The organism is Streptomyces sp. NPDC052687 (assembly GCF_040678395.1).
Lineage (GTDB): Bacteria > Actinomycetota > Actinomycetes > Streptomycetales > Streptomycetaceae > Streptomyces.
Genome location: NZ_JBFATR010000002.1, coordinates 12,751 through 29,557, shown reverse-complemented (window position 1 = coordinate 29,557; position 16,807 = coordinate 12,751). Strand labels below are relative to the sequence as shown.

The window sequence follows — 16,807 nt, the reverse complement described above, 5'->3', positions numbered from 1 at the left end:
TGGCAGAAAGTTCAACGCTCAACTAAAGTGGGACGCACGTCGCCCGAGGAGGAACCGACCATGCCCGCTGTGACCGTCGAGAACCCGTTGACGCTGCCCCGCGTGACCGCACCCGCCGACGCCGTGGCACGTCCCGTGCTCGCCGTCACCACCGCGCCCAGCGGCTTCGAGGGCGAGGGCTTCCCGGTGCGCCGCGCGTTCGCCGGGATCAACTACCGCCACCTCGACCCGTTCATCATGATGGACCAGATGGGCGAGGTGGAGTACGCGCCGGGCGAGCCCAAGGGCACCCCCTGGCACCCCCACCGCGGCTTCGAGACCGTCACCTACATCATCGACGGGACCTTCGACCACCAGGACAGCCACGGCGGTGGCGGCACCATCACCAACGGCGACACCCAGTGGATGACGGCCGGCTCCGGCCTGCTCCACATCGAGGCGCCGCCGGAGCACCTGGTCCTCTCGGGCGGCCTCTTCCACGGCCTCCAGCTGTGGGTGAACCTCCCGGCCAAGGACAAGATGATGGCCCCGCGCTACCAGGACATCCGCGCGGGCAGCGTCCAGCTGCTGACCTCCCCCGACGGCGGCGCGCTGCTCCGCGTCATCGCCGGCGAGCTGGACGGCCACGAGGGCCCCGGCATCACCCACACCCCGATCACGATGATCCACGCCACGCTGGCGCCCGGCGCGGAGATCACCCTGCCCTGGCGGGAGGACTTCAACGGCCTGGCGTACGTCCTCGCGGGCAAGGGCGCGGTCGGCGCCGAGCGCCGCCCGGTCCACATGGGCCAGACCGCCGTCTTCGGCACCGGCTCCTCCCTGACCGTCCGCGCGGACGAACGGCAGGACTCCCACACCCCCGACCTCGAGGTCGTCCTCCTCGGCGGCCGCCCCATCCGCGAGCCCATGGCCCACTACGGCCCCTTCGTCATGAACACCAAGGACGAGCTGATGCAGGCGTTCGAGGACTTCCAGAAGGGCCGCCTCGGGACCGTCCCCGCGGTGCACGGAATGACGGAAGCGGGCCCGGGAGCTTGAGAAAAACCGCTAAGGTACGACAAGGCCCGAAGCCGCAAGCTCTTTTTGCGACTTCGGGCCTTTCCCTTCGGGGTCCACTCAGCTACGGCAGCACGTACACCGGCGCCCCGTCCTGCGCGCACCCCGCCTGCCGCACGCACCCGCGCTTCAGCAACATCCGCAGACAGTCGTGCACCCGGTCGTGCGACAGACCCGTACGGGCGGCGATCTCCTCCACCCGATGACTCGCCCCACCGCGGACCAGCGCCGGAGCCAGGTAGGCGGCGACGGCATGGATGTCGTCGGTGACGACGAGGTTCTTCGCCCTCCACTTACTCAGAAGCTCCTGAGCGGTCAGAGTCCGCTCGACGGCCCCGCCGCGCTCGCCGGCCGACGACCGGAGCGACTCGGCGATGCCCTGAAGCGCCTCCGCGATCATTTCCTGGCTCCGGGTCATCTGCCGCAGCAGACCGGTCTGCTCCCGCCGGCACGCCAGCAGCGCCTCGTCCGCCCGGATGTTCCGCTCCTCCAGCCGGACGATCGCGTCGGCGACCTGCTGGGGCATGGCGTAGGCGGTGCCGCCGGTGGGGGCGGGCTGCACCGAGGCCGGTTCGAGGGCGTAGGAACCGTCGCGCTGGATGGTGGCGATCACCTCGGAGACCCACGTCTTGAAGGGTTCACACTGTGGCTTGGTGCAGCCGTTGACCAACCGGATCAGGCCTTGGAGATTGACGAGATTCATGTCTCGTCGCCACTCTCGACCTGCGGGAACGCTGAGAGCGTAACCTCCAGTTACTGTCTCGAGAAGGTCTCGGTTCTCCCCGGGGACATGATCGAGCAATGCCTTGCGCGAGTTCGCGTATCCCAAGTGCTTGCACACGTCCACCGCCGGGAACCAGTGGCTCCCGTCCGGCATCGTCAGCCTCCGCACCCGCGCCCCAGTGGCCGCGAACACGAAGTCGTTGACGTCGATCGCGTCCCGCTTGCGTACCGTCGGCTCGTCCGACGGGATGTTCTTCTGCTCGTGCATCGAGCATCACCTCCGCCACGCAAGCTAGGAAGCGGGCGAGGAGGCACGCGGCGATAGCAAGGATGTTCACCCGTTAGGGGACAAAGGCAACGATTCTGCACCGTTGCGGGACACCCAGGCGGCCCGCAACGCCCTCTCAGCCCCCGTACATCCGCCGCATCGCGAAGTCCACCATCTCCTCCACCGCCTTCGCGTCGAAGACGATCCGGTGTTCGCCCTCCATGTCGAGGACGAAGCCGTAGCCGGTGGGGAGGAGGTCGATGACCTCGGCGCCGGTGATGACGAAGTACTTGGACTCCTTGCCCGCGTAGCGGCGCAGCTCCTTCAGCGAGGTGAACATGGGGATCACCGGCTGCTGGGTGTTGTGCAGGGCGAGGAAGCCGGGGGTGTCGCCGCGGGGGCAGTAGACCTTGGACGTGGCGAAGATCTGCTGGAAGTCCTCGGCGGTCATCTGTCCGGTGGTGAAGGAGCGGACCGCGTCGGCGAGGGAGGGCGGGGACGGCTCCGGGTACAGCGGCGGCTGCTGCCCGTAGCCCCCGGCGCCGGGCATCTGCTGCTGCGGCGGGGCGTACTGCTGCTGCGCTCCGGCGCTCTGGTCGTAGCCGTACATGCAGGCAAGGGTATCGACCGCCACCGAGGGCTGGGTCACAGATGGCCGGATCGGGGTTGCGCCTTATTACTGACGGGTAGCATCATCGTAGCTACTTGTTGGTACGTGAACTAGGCGCGAGGAGTCAGTGCCTCGCCGATCTCTCTCTACGGAGCCGTCGCCATGGGGCACTACAAGTCGAATCTCCGCGACATCGAGTTCAACCTCTTCGAAGTACTCGGGCGCGACAAGGTGTACGGCACCGGCCCGTTCGAGGAGATGGACGTCGAGACCGCCAAGAGCGTCCTGGAGGAGCTGACCCGCCTCTCCGAGAACGAGCTGGCCGCGTCCTTCGCCGACGCCGACCGCAACCCGCCCGTCTTCGACCCGGAGACGAACACCGCCCCGGTCCCCGCGTCCTTCAAGAAGAGCTACCAGGCCTTCATGGACTCCGAGTACTGGCGTCTCGGCCTGCCCGAGGAGATCGGCGGCACCACCTCGCCCCGCTCCCTGATCTGGGCCTACGCCGAGCTGATCCTGGGCGCCAACCCGGCCGTGTGGATGTACTCCTCGGGCCCCGCGTTCGCCGGCATCCTCTTCGAGGAGGGCAACGAGGTCCAGAAGCACATCGCCAAGATCGCCGTCGAGAAGCAGTGGGGCTCCACCATGGTCCTCACCGAGCCGGACGCCGGCTCGGACGTGGGCGCGGGCCGCACCAAGGCGGTCCAGCAGGAGGACGGCTCCTGGCACATCGAGGGCGTGAAGCGGTTCATCACGTCCGGTGAGCACGACATGTCGGAGAACATCCTCCACTACGTGCTGGCCCGCCCCGAGGGCGCCGGCCCCGGCACCAAGGGCCTGTCCCTCTTCCTCGTCCCGAAGTACCTCTTCGACTTCGAGACCGGCGAGCTGGGCGAGCGCAACGGCGTCTACGCCACGAACGTCGAGCACAAGATGGGCCTGAAGGCGTCCAACACGTGCGAGATGACCTTCGGCGACAAGCACCCCGCCAAGGGCTGGCTGATCGGCGACAAGCACGACGGCATCCGCCAGATGTTCCGCATCATCGAGTTCGCCCGCATGATGGTCGGCACGAAGGCGATCTCCACGCTGTCCACCGGCTACCTGAACGCGCTGGAGTACGCCAAGGAGCGCGTCCAGGGCCCGGATCTCGCCAACTTCATGGACAAGACCGCGCCCAAGGTCACCATCACCCACCACCCGGACGTGCGCCGCTCGCTCATGACGCAGAAGGCGTACGCGGAGGGCATGCGCGCCCTGGTGATGTACACCGCCTCGATCCAGGACGCCATCCAGATCAAGGAGGCCAACGGCGAGGACGCCACCGCCGACCACGCCCTGAACGACCTGCTCCTGCCGATCGTCAAGGGCTACGGCTCCGAGAAGGCCTACGAGCTGCTCGCCCAGTCGCTCCAGACCTTCGGCGGCTCCGGCTTCCTGCAGGAGTACCCGATCGAGCAGTACATCCGGGACTCCAAGATCGACACCCTGTACGAGGGCACCACGGCGATCCAGGGCCAGGACTTCTTCTTCCGGAAGATCGTCCGCAACCAGGGCGCCGCGCTGAACTCGCTCGCCGAGGACATCAAGAAGTTCCTCGCGCTCGGCACGGGCGGCGAGACGCTGGCCGGCGCCCGCGAGCACCTGGCGAAGGCCGCCGTCGAGCTGGAGGCCATCGTCGGCCTGATGCTGAACGACCTCGCGGCCACCGAGCAGGACGTCAAGAACATCTACAAGGTGGGCCTGAACACCACCCGCCTGCTGATGGCCTCCGGTGACGTGGTCGTCGGCTACCTGCTGCTCAAGGGCGCCGCCATCGCCGCCGAGAAGCTGGAGTCCGCCTCCGCCAAGGACAAGGCGTTCTACGAGGGCAAGATCGCGGCGGCGAAGTTCTTCGCGGCCAACGTCCTGCCGGGCGTCACGCTGGCCCGCAAGGTCTCCGAGAACGTCGACCTGGAGCTGATGGAGCTGGACGAGTCCGCGTTCTGATCCGGCTCGTTGCCTCCTGATCACAGCGGCGGCCCGCGCCTTCTCCGGTGAGGAGAGGGGCGGGCCGCCGCCGTACCGTCCCCGGGGCCCGGGCGCCGCCCGCCGCCGCACCGTCCCCAGGGCCCGGGCGCCGCCCGCCGCCGCACCGTCCCCAGGGCCCGGCGCCGCCCGCCGCCGTACCGTTCCCGGGGCTCGCGGCCCTCCGCCGCCTTGCGGTCCCGCGCCCGGCGCCGCCCGTCGCCGTACCGTCCGGCGCCCTGTGCCGGGGCCGCCGCCGCACCGTCCCGCGCCCTGTGCCGGCCCGTCGCCGTGCCGTCCCGCGCCCTGTGCCGACGCGCCGCCCTGCCGTCCCGCGGCCCTGTGCCCGCCCGTCGCCGAAGGCCTCACGTACCCCACACCTCCCCACCACCGGACATCCCCGGCAACCCTGGGGAGCGCGCCCCCCGGAGCCTTATCGTGGCTGCCATGAGCGAACCCTCCCGCCCGTCTTCCGCCGCCGTCCCCCACCCGTTCGACCGCGGCCACACCGACGACCTGATGTCCTTCCTCGCGGCCAGCCCCTCGCCGTACCACGCGGTGGCCAACACCGCGGAGCGGCTGGAGAAGGCAGGCTTCCGGCAGGTCGCGGAGACGGACGCCTGGGACGGGACGAGCGGCGGCAAGTACGTCCTGCGCGGCGGCGCGATCGTGGCCTGGTACGTCCCCGAGGACGCCGCGCCGCACACCCCGTACCGGATCGTCGGCGCCCACACCGACTCCCCCAACCTGCGCGTCAAGCCGCTGCCCGACACCGGCGGGCACGGCTGGCGGCAGATCGCGGTGGAGATCTACGGCGGACCGCTGATGAACTCCTGGCTCGACCGCGACCTGGGCCTGGCCGGCCGGCTCACCCTGCGCGACGGCAGCACCCGCCTGGTCAACGTCGACCGCCCCCTGCTGCGCGTCCCCCAGCTGGCCATCCACCTGGACCGCGCGGTCTCCGCGGAGGGCCTCAAACTCGACAAGCAGCGCCACATGCAGCCCGTCTGGGGCCTCGGCGACGACGTCCGCGACGGCGACCTGATCGCCTTCCTGGAGCAGGAGGCGGGGCTGCCCGCGGGCGAGGTGACCGGATGGGACCTGATGACCCACTCCGTGGAGGCACCCGCGTACCTGGGCCGCGACCAGGAGCTGGTGGCGGGTCCGCGCATGGACAACCTGCTGTCGGTGCACGCGGGCGCCGCCGCGCTCGCCGCGGTGGCGACCCGGCCGGACGCGGCCTCCCTGCCGTACATCCCGGTGCTCGCCGCCTTCGACCACGAGGAGAACGGCTCGCAGTCGGACACCGGCGCCGACGGCCCGCTGCTCGGCAACGTGCTGGAGCGCTCGGTGTACGCGCGCGGCGGCTCGCTTGAGGACCGCGCCCGCGCCTTCGCCGGCACCGTCTGCCTGTCCTCGGACACCGGCCACGCCGTCCACCCCAACTACGCGGAACGGCACGACCCGACGCACCACCCGCGTGTCGACGGCGGCCCCCTGCTCAAGGTGAACGTCAACAACCGCTACGCCACGGACGGTTCGGGCCGCGCGGTGTTCGCCGCCGCCTGCGAGAAGGCGGGCGTGCCCTTCCAGTCCTTCGTCTCCAACAACTCCATGCCGTGCGGCACCACCATCGGCCCGATCACCGCCGCCCGCCACGGCATCCGCACGGTCGACATCGGCGTGGCCATCCTGTCCATGCACAGCGTCCGCGAACTGTGCGGCGCGAAGGACCCGTACCTGCTGGCCAACGCGCTGGTCGCCTTCCTGGAGGGCTAGTTCGGCCCTTCACGGCCACAAGAGGGCGTGTCGGCGCTGCTCCTGGGTACCCGTCAGCGACCGGAAGCACCGGAAACCACCGGACCGGACAGGAGGCGACAACTCATGGGCCTCGGCGGGTGCATCATCCTCATCGCCGTGGGAGCCATCCTCACTTTCGCGACCGACTGGGACATGCAGGGGGTCAACCTCGACCTGGTCGGGATCATCCTGATGATCGTCGGGCTGATCGGCGTGTCGACGTTCAGCAGCATCGCCCGCCGCCGGCGGGTGGTGGTGCCCCCCACGACCCCGGTCGTCGACGAGGAGCCTCACCACCACCATCACCGGCGGGACGGGTACAGCGACGGATACGGCGTGTAACGGCGTAACGGCCTGTAACGGCGTAACGGCGTGTCGGCGTCCCTCACGAACGCCCCGCGGCCGTCACGGCAGCGCGTGCCCCGTCGTCGCGTCCACGTGGCCGGGTACCGGGTCGTGGCGGTCGCCGACGGTGAGGGTGCCCGTGGGCTCGAAGAGGAGGATCTGGGTGGGGACCGGCGCGTAGGGCTTGTGCTCGACGCCGCGGGGGACGGTGAAGACCGAGCCCTTCGGCAGCACCACCGTGCGCTCGCCCGCCGGTTCCCGCAGCCCGATGTGGAGTTCGCCGTCGAGGACGAGGAAGAACTCGTCGGTGTGGTCGTGGGCGTGCCAGACGTGCTCGCCCTCCACCTTGGCGACGCGGACGTCGTAGTCGTTGACGGCCGTGACGATACGGGGGCTCCAGCGCTCGGAGAAGGACGCGAGCGCGGCGGTCAGCGAGATGGGTTCCGTCAGCGGTGTGGGTTCCATGCGGTCATCGTGCGCGGTGGCGGTGCCTGGCCACGAGTGCTAGGAATCGCGAATGCCGCAAGGATCCTCTCAGTGCTCTCCGTCGGCCGGCCGTCCGCACCGGGTCGCCGTGATCGTCGACGAGGGCACCAATCCCTTCGAGGTCGGTGTCGCGACCGAGCTGTTCGGCCTGCCCCGGCCCGAGCTGGGGCTTCCGGGACCGCTGTACGAGGTGACGCTCTGCGCGCCCACGCCCGAGGTGCGGATGAACCACGGCTTCTTCCGCATGGCGGGCGTGCCGGGTCTCGACGCGGTGGACGACGCCGACACGCTGGTCGTGCCCGGCCGGCCGGACAACGTCGTGCCGCGCGTGGCGCCGGTCCTGGACGCCATCCGCCGTACGCACGCGCGGGGCGCCCGCGTCGTCAGCTTCTGCACCGGCACCTTCGCGCTCGCCGAGGCCGGGCTGCTGGACGGACGGCGGGCCACCACCCACTGGATGTGGGCCGAGTCCTTCCGCACCCTGCACCCGCAGGTCCTGCTGGAGCCCGACGTGCTGTTCGTCGACGAGGGCGACATCCTGACCGCCGCCGGCAGCGCGGCCGCCCTCGACCTGGGCCTGCACCTGATCCGGCGGGACCACGGCGCCGAGATCGCCAACCTCGTCTCCCGCCGGCTGGTGTTCGCCGCCCACCGCGACGGCGGGCAGCGGCAGTTCGTGGAGCGGCCGGTGCCCGACGTACGCGACGAGTCGCTGGGCCCACTGCTGGCGTGGGCGCAGGAGCGGCTGGCCGAACCGCTGACCGTGGCCGACCTCGCCGCCCGCGCGGCGGTCTCCCCCGCGACCCTGCACCGCCGGTTCCGCGCCCAGCTGGGCACCACCCCGCTGGCGTGGCTGACCGGGGAGCGGGTGGCGCTGGCCTGCCGGCTGATCGAGCGGGGCGAGGAGCGGCTCGACGTGGTGGCCGCGCGCAGCGGTCTGGGCACCGCCGCCAACCTGCGGGCGCGGCTGCGCCGGGAGACCGGGCTCAGCCCCTCGGCCTATCGCCGGCGTTTCGGCACGGCCGCCGGGGAAGCGCTGGTGTCATGAGATACCTCGTACGCGACCGGCTGCTGGGCTTCGGCGACGACTACTGGATCGAGGACGAGCACGGCGAGAAGGCGTTCCTCGTCGACGGCAAGGCCCTGCGGCTGCGCGACACCTTCGAGCTGAAGGACGCCGACGGGCGGGTGCTGATCGACATCCGGGAGAAGATGCTCGCCCTGCGCGACACCCTGCTCATCGAGCGGGACGGCGAGGCGCTGGCGAGCATCCGCCGCAAACGGCTGTCCCTGCTGCGCAACCACTACCGCGTCACCCTGGTCGACGGCACCGAACTGGACGTCAGCGGCAAGATCCTCGACCGCGAGTTCGCCATCGAGTACGACGGTGAGCTGCTGGCCGTCGTCTCCCGCCGCTGGCTGCACCTGCGCGACACCTACGGCGTCGACGTGGTCCGCGAGGACGCGGACCACGCGCTGCTGATCACGGTGGCGGTGTGTGTGATCCTCCTGGCGGAACGGGAGGGGGAGGAGGACTGAGGGCGACTGGGGTGACTGAGGACGTGTCACCGGTCGGCGGTGGGGCGGCAGTGCGGTGGCCGGTCGGCGGCGCGGTGGCCGGTCAGTGGCGCGGTGGCTCCACGCCCAGGACACGGTCCTTCAGCGCCGGGAACTGATCCCGGGTCACCGCGACCCGGCCCGGGTCGAACTCCACCGAGAGGACCTGCTCGCCGGGGCCCGCCTCGGCCAGCACCTCACCCCAGGGATCGACCACGATCGAGTGACCGGCCTGGGGAACCCGGGCGTGTGTGCCGGCCGTTCCACAGGCGAGCACGAAGGCCTGGTTCTCCACCGCCCTGGCCCGGGCGAGCAGCGTCCAGTGGGAGCGGCGGCGTTCCGGCCAGCCCGCCGGGACGACGAAGGTCTCGGCGCCGGCGTCCACCAGACCGCGGAAGAGTTCGGGGAAACGGAGGTCGTAGCAGGTGGCCACACCCAGGGTCGTCTCCGGGAGAGCGACCGTCACCAGGTCGCGCCCCGCGCCCATCAGCACGGCCTCGCCCCTGTCGAAGCCGAAGCGATGGATCTTGCGGTAGGCGGCGGCCAGTTCACCGGCAGGCGAGAAGACGAGGGAGGTGTTGTAGAGGGGGCCGTCCGGGTCACGCTCCGGGATGGAGCCGGCGTGCAGCCAGACACCCGCGTCGCTCGCCGCCTTGGCCATGGCCTCGTACGTCGGGCCGTCCAGCGGCTCGGCCTCGCGGCCGAACTCCTCGTAGGCGAAGGCGCCGGTGGTCCACAGCTCCGGCAGGACCACGAGGTCCGCGCCCGCCTGTTCGCGGACGAGGGAGGCGGCGCGGCGCCTGCGGGCGTCGACCGATTCGCCCTCGTCTACGGCGATCTGGATCAGAGAGGCGCGCACAGTACCACCGTCCTGGCAATCGAGCCGTCCGCAAGGGCGTCCACACCGGTGTCCACTCAGGCCTACGATCGTCACACGAAAGGCCTGCCGGGGTGCCTTCCAGCAGCGTAACTTAGCGTGCAAGACACCCGCCGACAGCCGCCACCTCCCACTGGCAAAGCCGCCACCACCTGCCCGTGTACCGACCGCCGAGGGGCCCCGTTCCGTGAGTCTGCATCCCACCCTCCAGCCCTACGCCGACGCCTGGACCCACTCCATCGAAGCGATATCCGAGCTGGTGCAGCACTTGGTGGAGGCCGACTGGAACCGGCGTACGCCGTGCCCGGCCTGGTCGGTGCGCGACGTCGTGTCGCATGTCATCGGCCTGGACAGCGAGATGCTGGGCGACCCGCGCCCCATCCACACCCTCCCGCGCGACCTGTTCCACGTCACCACCGACCACCAGCGCTACATGGAGATGCAGGTCGACGTCCGCCGTCACCACACGGCGCCGGAGATGACCGCCGAGCTGGAGTACACGGTCATCCGCCGCAACCGGCAGCTGCGCAACGAGTCCCGCGACCCCGGCACCAAGGTGCGCGGTCCGCTGGGCGCCGAGCTGACGCTGGAGGAGTCGATGCGCCGGCACGCGTTCGACGTGTGGGTGCACGAGCAGGATCTGCGCACCGCCCTCGGCCGCCCCGGCAACCTGGACTCGCCGGGCGCGTACGTCGCCCGTGACGTGCTGCTGGACGCCCTGCCGCACGTGGTCGCCGATCGGGCCGACGCGCCGCGCAGCTCCGCGGTGGTCTTCGACGTCAACGGCCCGGTGGAGTTCCTGCGCACGGTGCGGGTCGACATCCACGGCCGCGGCACCCTGGAGACGGCGCCCGCGCTGGGCCCGGCCGCGTCGCTCACCCTGGACTGGGAGACGTACGTCCGCCTGGCCTGCGGCCGGGTGACGCCGGCGGCGGTCGCGGACCGGGTGAAGACGGAGGGCGACCAGGATCTGGCCGCGGCGATCCTGCGCCATTTCACGGTGACTCCGTGACCGACTCCGTGACCGACTCCGTGGCCCCCTCCGGGACGGGCTCGCGGGACGGGGACGGGGACGGGGACAGGGGCGACGGCGGGAGCCGGGCCGGGAACGAGGCCGGGGGCGCGGCCGGGAACGAGCCCGGGGGCGCGGCCGGGGGGCCGCCCCGCCTGACCCGGCTGACGTTCCACGGACCGCTCTCCGAGGCCCGCGCGTCCACGCTCGTGCGGCGGCTGGCCGCACACTCCCCCGCCACGGTCCTCGACCTGGGCTGCGGCTGGGCCGAACTGCTGCTGCGGGTCCTCGCCGCCGTTCCGGGCGCCACGGGCACCGGCGTCGACATCGACGGGGACGATCTGGAGCGGGCGCGCCGCGCGGCACGGGACCGAGGGCTCGACGGACGGGTGACGCTCGCCGAGGAGTCCGCCGTGGGCACCCGGCGCGGGCCCGCCGACCTGGTGCTGTGCGTCGGTGCCAGTCAGGCGCTGACCGCCGTGGAGCCGCCGGAGCACCTGCCGCACGCCCTGCGGGCCCTGCGGGAGCTGGTCACCGACGACGGGCGGGTGCTGCTCGGGGAGGGGTTCTGGCAGCGCACGCCGACCGCCGCCGAGCTGTCCGGCATGTGGCCGGGCGCCTCCGTCGCCGACCATCCGGACCTGGGCACCCTCGTCGACCTCGCGATCGACGCGGGCTTCCGCCCGGAGTACGTGGAGACGGCGTCCCTGGAGGAGTGGGAGGAGTTCGAGTCGGGCTCCAGGCGGACGTGGAGGTGTGGCTGGCCCGGCACCCGCGGCATCCGCTGGCGGCCGGGACCCGGGCACGGGTGGACCGGCACCGGGCCCAGTGGCTGCACTACCGGGGAGTGCTGGGGCTGGCGTATCTCACACTCGTCCCGGTGGCACGCTGACACCACCGCCTCAGACACGGCACGGCACCGTCAACCTCATCCCGGTGCCACGCCGACGCCCCCGCCTCACGCGGGGCACGACGCCACCCGACGGCTCGCGCAGGCCCTGGACCACCCCCGCCTCACACGGGCACCCCATCGCCCCCGGTGCACGCGGGGCACAGCGCCGCCCGACGGCTTGAGCGGGCCCTGCCCCCCCGTTTCAGCGGGCCCCGCACCCCGCGCCGAGTCCCACGCGGGGCACGACGCCACCCGACGGCTCGCGCGGGCCCCGCACAGCCGCCCGTCTCACGCGGGCACCCCACCGCCCCCGGTCTCACACGGGGCACAGCGCCGCCCACTGGCTCACGCGGGCCTGCAACGCCGCCTCACCCGGGCACCGCACCCCGCGTGCCTCCCGCGGGGCACCGCACCACCCGACGGCTCACGCAGGCCCTGGACCACCCCCGCCTTACGCGGGGCACGGCACCGCCCCCGCCTCACGCGGGCACGTGCACCGTCTCCACTCTGCTCGCCACCAGCCGCTCCCGTTCACGGCGGGCCGCGCGGCCGCGCAGGCGCAGGATCTGGCTGACGCCGAGCGCCTGGAGGACGAAGACCGCGGAGAAGGCGACGGTGTAGTCGTCACCCGTGGCGTCCAGGAGCACGCCGATCGCGAACAGCGTCGTCATCGAGGCGATGAAACCGCCCATGTTGGTGATGCCGGACGCCGTGCCCTGACGTTCCGGCGGATTCGCCGGGCGGGCGAAGTCGAAGCCGATCATGGAGGCGGGCCCGCAGGCGCCGAGCACCGCGCACAACACCACGAGCAGCCCCATCGGCGCCCGCTCACCGGGCCAGGCCAGGGTCGTCGCCCACAGCACCGCGGTGGCGCCGACCGTGCCGAGCGCCAGCGGCAGCCGCGCCCCGTGGTGCCGGGCGACGATCTGGCCGTAGACCAGGCCGATCGCCATGTTCGACAACACGACCAGGGTCAGCAGTTCACCGGCCGCCGCGCGGGACAGGCCCTGCGCCTCGACCAGGAACGGCAGCCCCCACAGCAGCAGGAACACCATCGCCGGGAACTGGGTGGTGAAGTGCACCCACAGTCCGAGCCGGGTGCCCGGCTCCCGCCAGGACGCGGCGATCTGCCGGCGGACGTAGGCCGCCCCCCGGTGGGAGACCGGCTCCGGCTCGTGGCCCTCGGGGTGGTCCTTCAGGAAGAGCAGCAGCAGGACGAGGACGACGACTCCGGCGAGCGCGCTGCCCGCGAACGCCGCCGTCCAGCCGATGCCGTGCAGCAGCCGGGCGAGGACCAGCGTGGAGACCAGGTTGCCCGCCATGCCGACGAGCCCGGCGAGCTGCGCAATCAGCGGTCCGCGCCGGACCGGGAACCAGCGGTTGCCGAGCCGCAGCACGCTGATGAACGTCATCGCGTCGCCGCAGCCGAGCAGGGCGCGCGAGGCGAGCGCCATGCCGTACGAGGGCGAGAAGGCGAAGCCGAGCTGTCCGGCCGTGAACAGCACGACGCCGATGGCCAGCACCTTCTTCGTGCCGAGCCGGTCGACCAGCAGGCCGACGGGGATTTGCATCCCGGCGTAGACCAGCAGCTGGAGGATGGAGAACGTGGACAGCGCCGAGGCGTTCACGTGGAAGCGGTCGGCGGCGTCGAGACCGGCCACGCCCAGCGAGGTGCGGAAGATGACGGCGACGAAGTAGACGGCGACGCCGATCGACCAGACGGCGACCGCGCGCCGCCCGCCCGGCGGATCGCCCGGCAGGGATATCGAGGGCGCGCTCACCGGACCTCCCCCCGCGCCAGGTGCGAGAACCAGCCGACGTGCCGGTGGACGACCGCGACGGCGGCCTCGGCGTCGCCGGAGCGCAGCGCGTCCAGGATCTCCTCGTGTTCGTCGAGGTTCTTGGCGATGCGGTCGGGGTGGGAGTGCATCACGGCGACGCCCATCCGCAGCTGGCGGTCGCGGAGCTGGTCGTAGAGGCGGGAGAGGATGTCGTTGCCGCCGCTGCGGACGATCTCGGCGTGGAAACAGCGGTCGGTGACCGCGACGGCGGCCAGGTCCCCGGCGGCGGCCTGCTCCTGCTGCTGGGCGAGCAGCCGCTCCAGGCGCGCGATCAGCGCGGGCGGTGCGGGGACGGCCTTGCGGGCGGCGTGTTCCTCGACCAGCAGGCGGGTCTCGACGACGTCGGCGATCTCCTGCGCGGAGACCGGCAGGACCAGGGCGCCCTTCTTCGGGTAGAGCTTGATGAGGCCCTCGGCCTCCAGCCGCAGCAGCGCCTCGCGCACCGGGGTGCGCGAGACCCCGACGGCCTCGGCCAGCTCGCCTTCGGTGAGCAGCGTCCCGCCTTCGTAGCTGCGGTCCAGGACGCCCTGTTTGACGTGGGTGTAGACGCGGTCGGCTGCGGGCGGTTGCTTCACGGCGGCCAGGGTCATGCCGACAGGATAGATACAACACGTACGCATGAGCGGAGCCGTCCAGCATGCGGACGGGTGAATTTCCGGATCGCGTACAACCCTTGCCGCCCCTCGCGCGTCACACACATGCGGCCTCCCCTGCCCCTCAATCACCAACTCGGCCGCGCACCAGGGGCATTCAGACGCATTCGGGGTACATCAGTTGACAACCGGCATCAAGGGCATTCGTCTCCGCAAGGCCGTCGCCGTGACGTTCACCGCCGGCGCCGTGTTCGCGACCGGAGCCCTCACCGCGGCGCCCGCGCAAGCCGCCACCGCGCCTTCCGTCTCCGCCAAGGGCGCCTTCATGCTCAACAGCGCGACGGGCTCCACGCTCTACAGCAAGTACGCCGACACCAAGCGGCCCATGGCCAGCACCACCAAGATCATGACGGCTCGGGTGGTGCTGAGCACGCCGAACCTGAACCTGGACCGCAAGATCACCGTCAAGCAGGCGTACCGGGACTACGTGGCCGCCAAGGGCGCGAGCACCGCCGACCTGAAGACCGGCGACAAGGTGACCGTCCGCCAGCTGCTGCACGCGCTGATGCTGCCGTCCGGCTGTGACGCCGCGATGGCGCTCGCGGACACCTTCGGCAGCGGCACGTCGGTCTCGGCGCGCACCAAGTCGTTCATCAGCAAGATGAACACCAAGGCCAAGGACCTGGGCCTGACGAACACTCACTTCGACACGTTCGACGGCAACTCCACGCAGAACACCAACTACACGACACCGCGCGACCTCGCGAAGCTCACCCGCAGCGCGATGAAGTACTCCACCTTCGCGGGCATCGTGAAGAAGCAGAAGACGGTGCAGTACGCGACGACGAGCAGCGGCGGCACCCGCACCTACACCTGGTACAACACCAACAAGCTGCTGGGCTCCTACAGCGGCGCGACCGGTGTGAAGACCGGGACCAACACCCCGGCCGGGCCGTGCCTGGTCTTCGCCGGGACGCGCAACGGCAAGTCCGTCGTCGGGGTGCTCCTCAACGACACCAACCGCTTCACCGACGCCGCCAAGCTGATGGACTACGCCTTCGGCGCCAGCTCGGCCGGCACGATGCAGCTGCGCACCCTCCCGCAGGGCGCCCAGCGCGACTGACGCACCGACCCGCACCGAGCACAGGGCCCGCCGCGCTGCCGCGGCGGGCCCTGTGTGTCTTCCTCACCGGCGGCCGGGGGCCGCCGGTGACCGCCGGACTGCTCTCACGCCCGGCTGTCCGGCCGTGTCACGCCCAGGTGATCAACCGGGTCACGCCCAGGTGATCAACCGTTTCGGCTGTTCCAGGATCGCCGCCACGTCGGCCAGCACCTTCGAGCCCAGTTCGCCGTCGACCAGGCGGTGGTCGAAGGAGAGGGCCAGGGTGGTGACCTGGCGGGGCTTGACCTTGCCCTTGTGGACCCACGGCTGGGGCTTGATCGCGCCGACCGCGAGGATCGCGGACTCGCCGGGGTTGAGGATGGGCGTGCCGGTGTCGACGCCGAAGACGCCGACGTTGGTGATGGTGATGGTGCCGCCCTGCATGGCCGCGGGGGACGTCCTGCCCTCGCGGGCCGTGCTCACCAGCTCGCCCAGCGACTGGGCCAGCTCCGGCAGGGTCTTGGCGTGGGCGTCCTTGATGTTCGGCACGATCAGGCCGCGCGGGGTGGCCGCCGCAATGCCCAGGTTCACGTAGTGCTTGACCACGATCTCCTGGGCGGCCTCGTCCCAGGACGCGTTGATGTCCGGGTTGCGCCGGACCGCGACGAGCAGGGCCTTGGCGATCAGCAGCAGCGGGTTCACCCGCAGGCCGGTGAACTCCTTGTCCTGCTTCAGCTCCTCGACCAGCTTCATGGTGCGCGTGACGTCGACCGTCACGAACTCCGTGACATGCGGCGCGGTGAACGCCGAGCCGACCATCGCCGCGGCCGTCGCCTTGCGGACGCCCTTGACCGGGATACGGGTCTCGCGCGCCGCGTCGTGGGCGGCGGCGGGGGTGACCGGGGCCGCCGCGCCGGCCGGAGCGGCCGGGGTGGCCGCCTCCTGGGCGGGAGCGGGGGCCTGGGCCGGGGCCGCCTGCTGCGGGGCCGGCTGTGTCGTGGCCGCCGCCGCGTGGACGTCGTCGCGCGTGATGATGCCGTCCGGGCCGGTCGGGGTGACCGTCGTCAGGTCCACGCCCAGGTCCTTGGCCAGCTTGCGGACCGGGGGCTTGGCCAGGGGACGCGGTCTGTCCGCCGCGGGTGCCGGGCCGTGGCCGTTCAGCTCGGCCTGGATCACCGTGGAGGCCTGCGGCGCGGACGCCTGCGCGACCGGCACCTCGGGGCCCTTGCGGGGGCGGCGCTTGGTCGACGTGGCCGCCACGCCGTACCCGACCAGCACGGGCTGGCGGCCCTCCGGGGCGGGCTCCTCCTCCTGGGGGAGCCCTTGGGGCGCGGGGGCCGGCTGGGGCTCCGAGGCCGCCGGGGCGGCGCCCGCGACCTCGACCGCGATGATCGACGTGCCCACGTCGACCGTGGTTCCCTCGGGGAAGTGCAGGGCGCGGACCACCCCGTCGTACGGGATGGGCAGCTCGACGGCGGCCTTGGCCGTCTCCACCTCGCACACGATCTGGCCGTCGGTGACCGTGTCACCCGGCTGGACGTACCACTTGAGGATCTCCGCCTCGGTGAGGCCCTCGCCCACGTCCGGCATCTTGAACTCGCGTACGGACGCTTCCGTCATCGTCGTCACGACCCTCTC

The 16,807-nt window shown here is 71.6% G+C and carries 15 protein-coding genes and 1 pseudogene; 9 read left to right on the top strand and 7 right to left on the bottom strand.

Annotation, left to right across the window (positions count from 1 at the left end; genetic code table 11):
• Positions 1 to 60 precede the first annotated feature (60 nt).
• Complete coding sequence (locus tag AB0K92_RS03015; protein ID WP_365918832.1) at positions 61 to 1,038, top strand: pirin family protein; 978 nt, start codon at positions 61 to 63, stop codon at positions 1,036 to 1,038.
• Positions 1,039 to 1,120: 82 nt separating this feature from the next.
• On the opposite strand, the gene AB0K92_RS03010 is transcribed toward AB0K92_RS03015, so the two are convergent.
• Both AB0K92_RS03010 and AB0K92_RS03005 read right to left on the bottom strand, forming a co-directional pair.
• Positions 1,121 to 2,047 carry a Bro-N domain-containing protein gene (locus AB0K92_RS03010; RefSeq protein WP_365918830.1) on the bottom strand — a complete coding sequence of 309 codons (927 nt, stop codon included), beginning with the start codon at positions 2,045 to 2,047 and terminating at the stop codon, positions 1,121 to 1,123.
• 136 nt (positions 2,048 to 2,183) lie between these two features.
• Positions 2,184 to 2,657, bottom strand: a complete 474-nt coding sequence (locus AB0K92_RS03005) for an SseB family protein (RefSeq protein WP_166000593.1) — start codon at positions 2,655 to 2,657, stop codon at positions 2,184 to 2,186.
• Positions 2,658 to 2,819: 162 nt separating this feature from the next.
• Here AB0K92_RS03005 and AB0K92_RS03000 point away from each other — a divergent pair, with 162 nt between their 5' ends.
• The 3 genes from AB0K92_RS03000 to AB0K92_RS02990 all read left to right on the top strand — a co-directional run bounded on the left by AB0K92_RS03000 (position 2,820) and on the right by AB0K92_RS02990 (position 6,806).
• Complete coding sequence (locus tag AB0K92_RS03000) at positions 2,820 to 4,646, top strand: acyl-CoA dehydrogenase (protein ID WP_166000591.1); 1,827 nt, start codon at positions 2,820 to 2,822, stop codon at positions 4,644 to 4,646.
• A gap of 465 nt (positions 4,647 to 5,111) precedes the next feature.
• Complete coding sequence (locus tag AB0K92_RS02995; RefSeq protein WP_365918828.1) at positions 5,112 to 6,443, top strand: M18 family aminopeptidase; 1,332 nt, start codon at positions 5,112 to 5,114, stop codon at positions 6,441 to 6,443.
• 105 nt (positions 6,444 to 6,548) lie between these two features.
• Entirely contained in the window at positions 6,549 to 6,806 is a 258-nt protein-coding gene (locus AB0K92_RS02990; RefSeq protein ID WP_365918826.1) for a DUF6458 family protein, read from the top strand.
• A 63-nt stretch (positions 6,807 to 6,869) separates the two neighbouring features.
• Here the strand turns inward: AB0K92_RS02990 and AB0K92_RS02985 are convergent, their stop codons facing one another.
• Complete coding sequence (locus tag AB0K92_RS02985; protein ID WP_365918824.1) at positions 6,870 to 7,274, bottom strand: cupin domain-containing protein; 405 nt, start codon at positions 7,272 to 7,274, stop codon at positions 6,870 to 6,872.
• 52 nt (positions 7,275 to 7,326) lie between these two features.
• Between AB0K92_RS02985 and AB0K92_RS02980 the strand changes: the two genes are divergently transcribed.
• Together AB0K92_RS02980 and AB0K92_RS02975 are read left to right on the top strand one after the other, a co-directional pair.
• Positions 7,327 to 8,343: a helix-turn-helix domain-containing protein gene (locus AB0K92_RS02980; RefSeq protein WP_365918822.1), complete on the top strand. Its 1,017-nt coding sequence runs from the start codon at positions 7,327 to 7,329 to the stop codon at positions 8,341 to 8,343.
• On the top strand, positions 8,340 to 8,834 hold the full coding sequence (locus AB0K92_RS02975) for an LURP-one-related family protein (protein ID WP_365918820.1): 495 nt from the start codon (positions 8,340 to 8,342) through the stop codon (positions 8,832 to 8,834). The genes AB0K92_RS02980 and AB0K92_RS02975 overlap by 4 nt, the downstream gene beginning before the upstream one ends.
• Before the next feature lie 82 nt (positions 8,835 to 8,916).
• Here the strand turns inward: AB0K92_RS02975 and AB0K92_RS02970 are convergent, their stop codons facing one another.
• Positions 8,917 to 9,711, bottom strand: a complete 795-nt coding sequence (locus AB0K92_RS02970; protein ID WP_365918818.1) for a carbon-nitrogen family hydrolase — start codon at positions 9,709 to 9,711, stop codon at positions 8,917 to 8,919.
• 205 nt (positions 9,712 to 9,916) lie between these two features.
• Here AB0K92_RS02970 and AB0K92_RS02965 point away from each other — a divergent pair, with 205 nt between their 5' ends.
• A complete protein-coding gene (locus AB0K92_RS02965) occupies positions 9,917 to 10,741 on the top strand; it encodes a maleylpyruvate isomerase family mycothiol-dependent enzyme (protein ID WP_365918816.1) in 825 nt (274 codons plus the stop codon).
• A 155-nt stretch (positions 10,742 to 10,896) separates the two neighbouring features.
• Positions 10,897 to 11,633: pseudogene (locus AB0K92_RS02960) on the top strand (class I SAM-dependent methyltransferase).
• 479 nt (positions 11,634 to 12,112) lie between these two features.
• Here the strand turns inward: AB0K92_RS02960 and AB0K92_RS02955 are convergent.
• Together AB0K92_RS02955 and AB0K92_RS02950 are read right to left on the bottom strand one after the other, a co-directional pair.
• Positions 12,113 to 13,414: an MFS transporter gene (locus tag AB0K92_RS02955; RefSeq protein WP_365918814.1), complete on the bottom strand. Its 1,302-nt coding sequence runs from the start codon at positions 13,412 to 13,414 to the stop codon at positions 12,113 to 12,115.
• Complete coding sequence (locus tag AB0K92_RS02950; protein ID WP_166000573.1) at positions 13,411 to 14,064, bottom strand: GntR family transcriptional regulator; 654 nt, start codon at positions 14,062 to 14,064, stop codon at positions 13,411 to 13,413. The genes AB0K92_RS02955 and AB0K92_RS02950 overlap by 4 nt, the downstream gene beginning before the upstream one ends.
• Before the next feature lie 184 nt (positions 14,065 to 14,248).
• On the opposite strand from AB0K92_RS02950, the gene AB0K92_RS02945 reads away from it, so the two are divergent.
• Positions 14,249 to 15,190 carry a serine hydrolase gene (locus tag AB0K92_RS02945; protein ID WP_365918812.1) on the top strand — a complete coding sequence of 314 codons (942 nt, stop codon included), beginning with the start codon at positions 14,249 to 14,251 and terminating at the stop codon, positions 15,188 to 15,190.
• Between the two features lie 150 nt (positions 15,191 to 15,340).
• Here the strand turns inward: AB0K92_RS02945 and AB0K92_RS02940 are convergent, their stop codons facing one another.
• Positions 15,341 to 16,798 carry a dihydrolipoamide acetyltransferase family protein gene (locus tag AB0K92_RS02940; protein WP_365918809.1) on the bottom strand — a complete coding sequence of 486 codons (1,458 nt, stop codon included), beginning with the start codon at positions 16,796 to 16,798 and terminating at the stop codon, positions 15,341 to 15,343.
• Positions 16,799 to 16,807 lie beyond the last annotated feature (9 nt).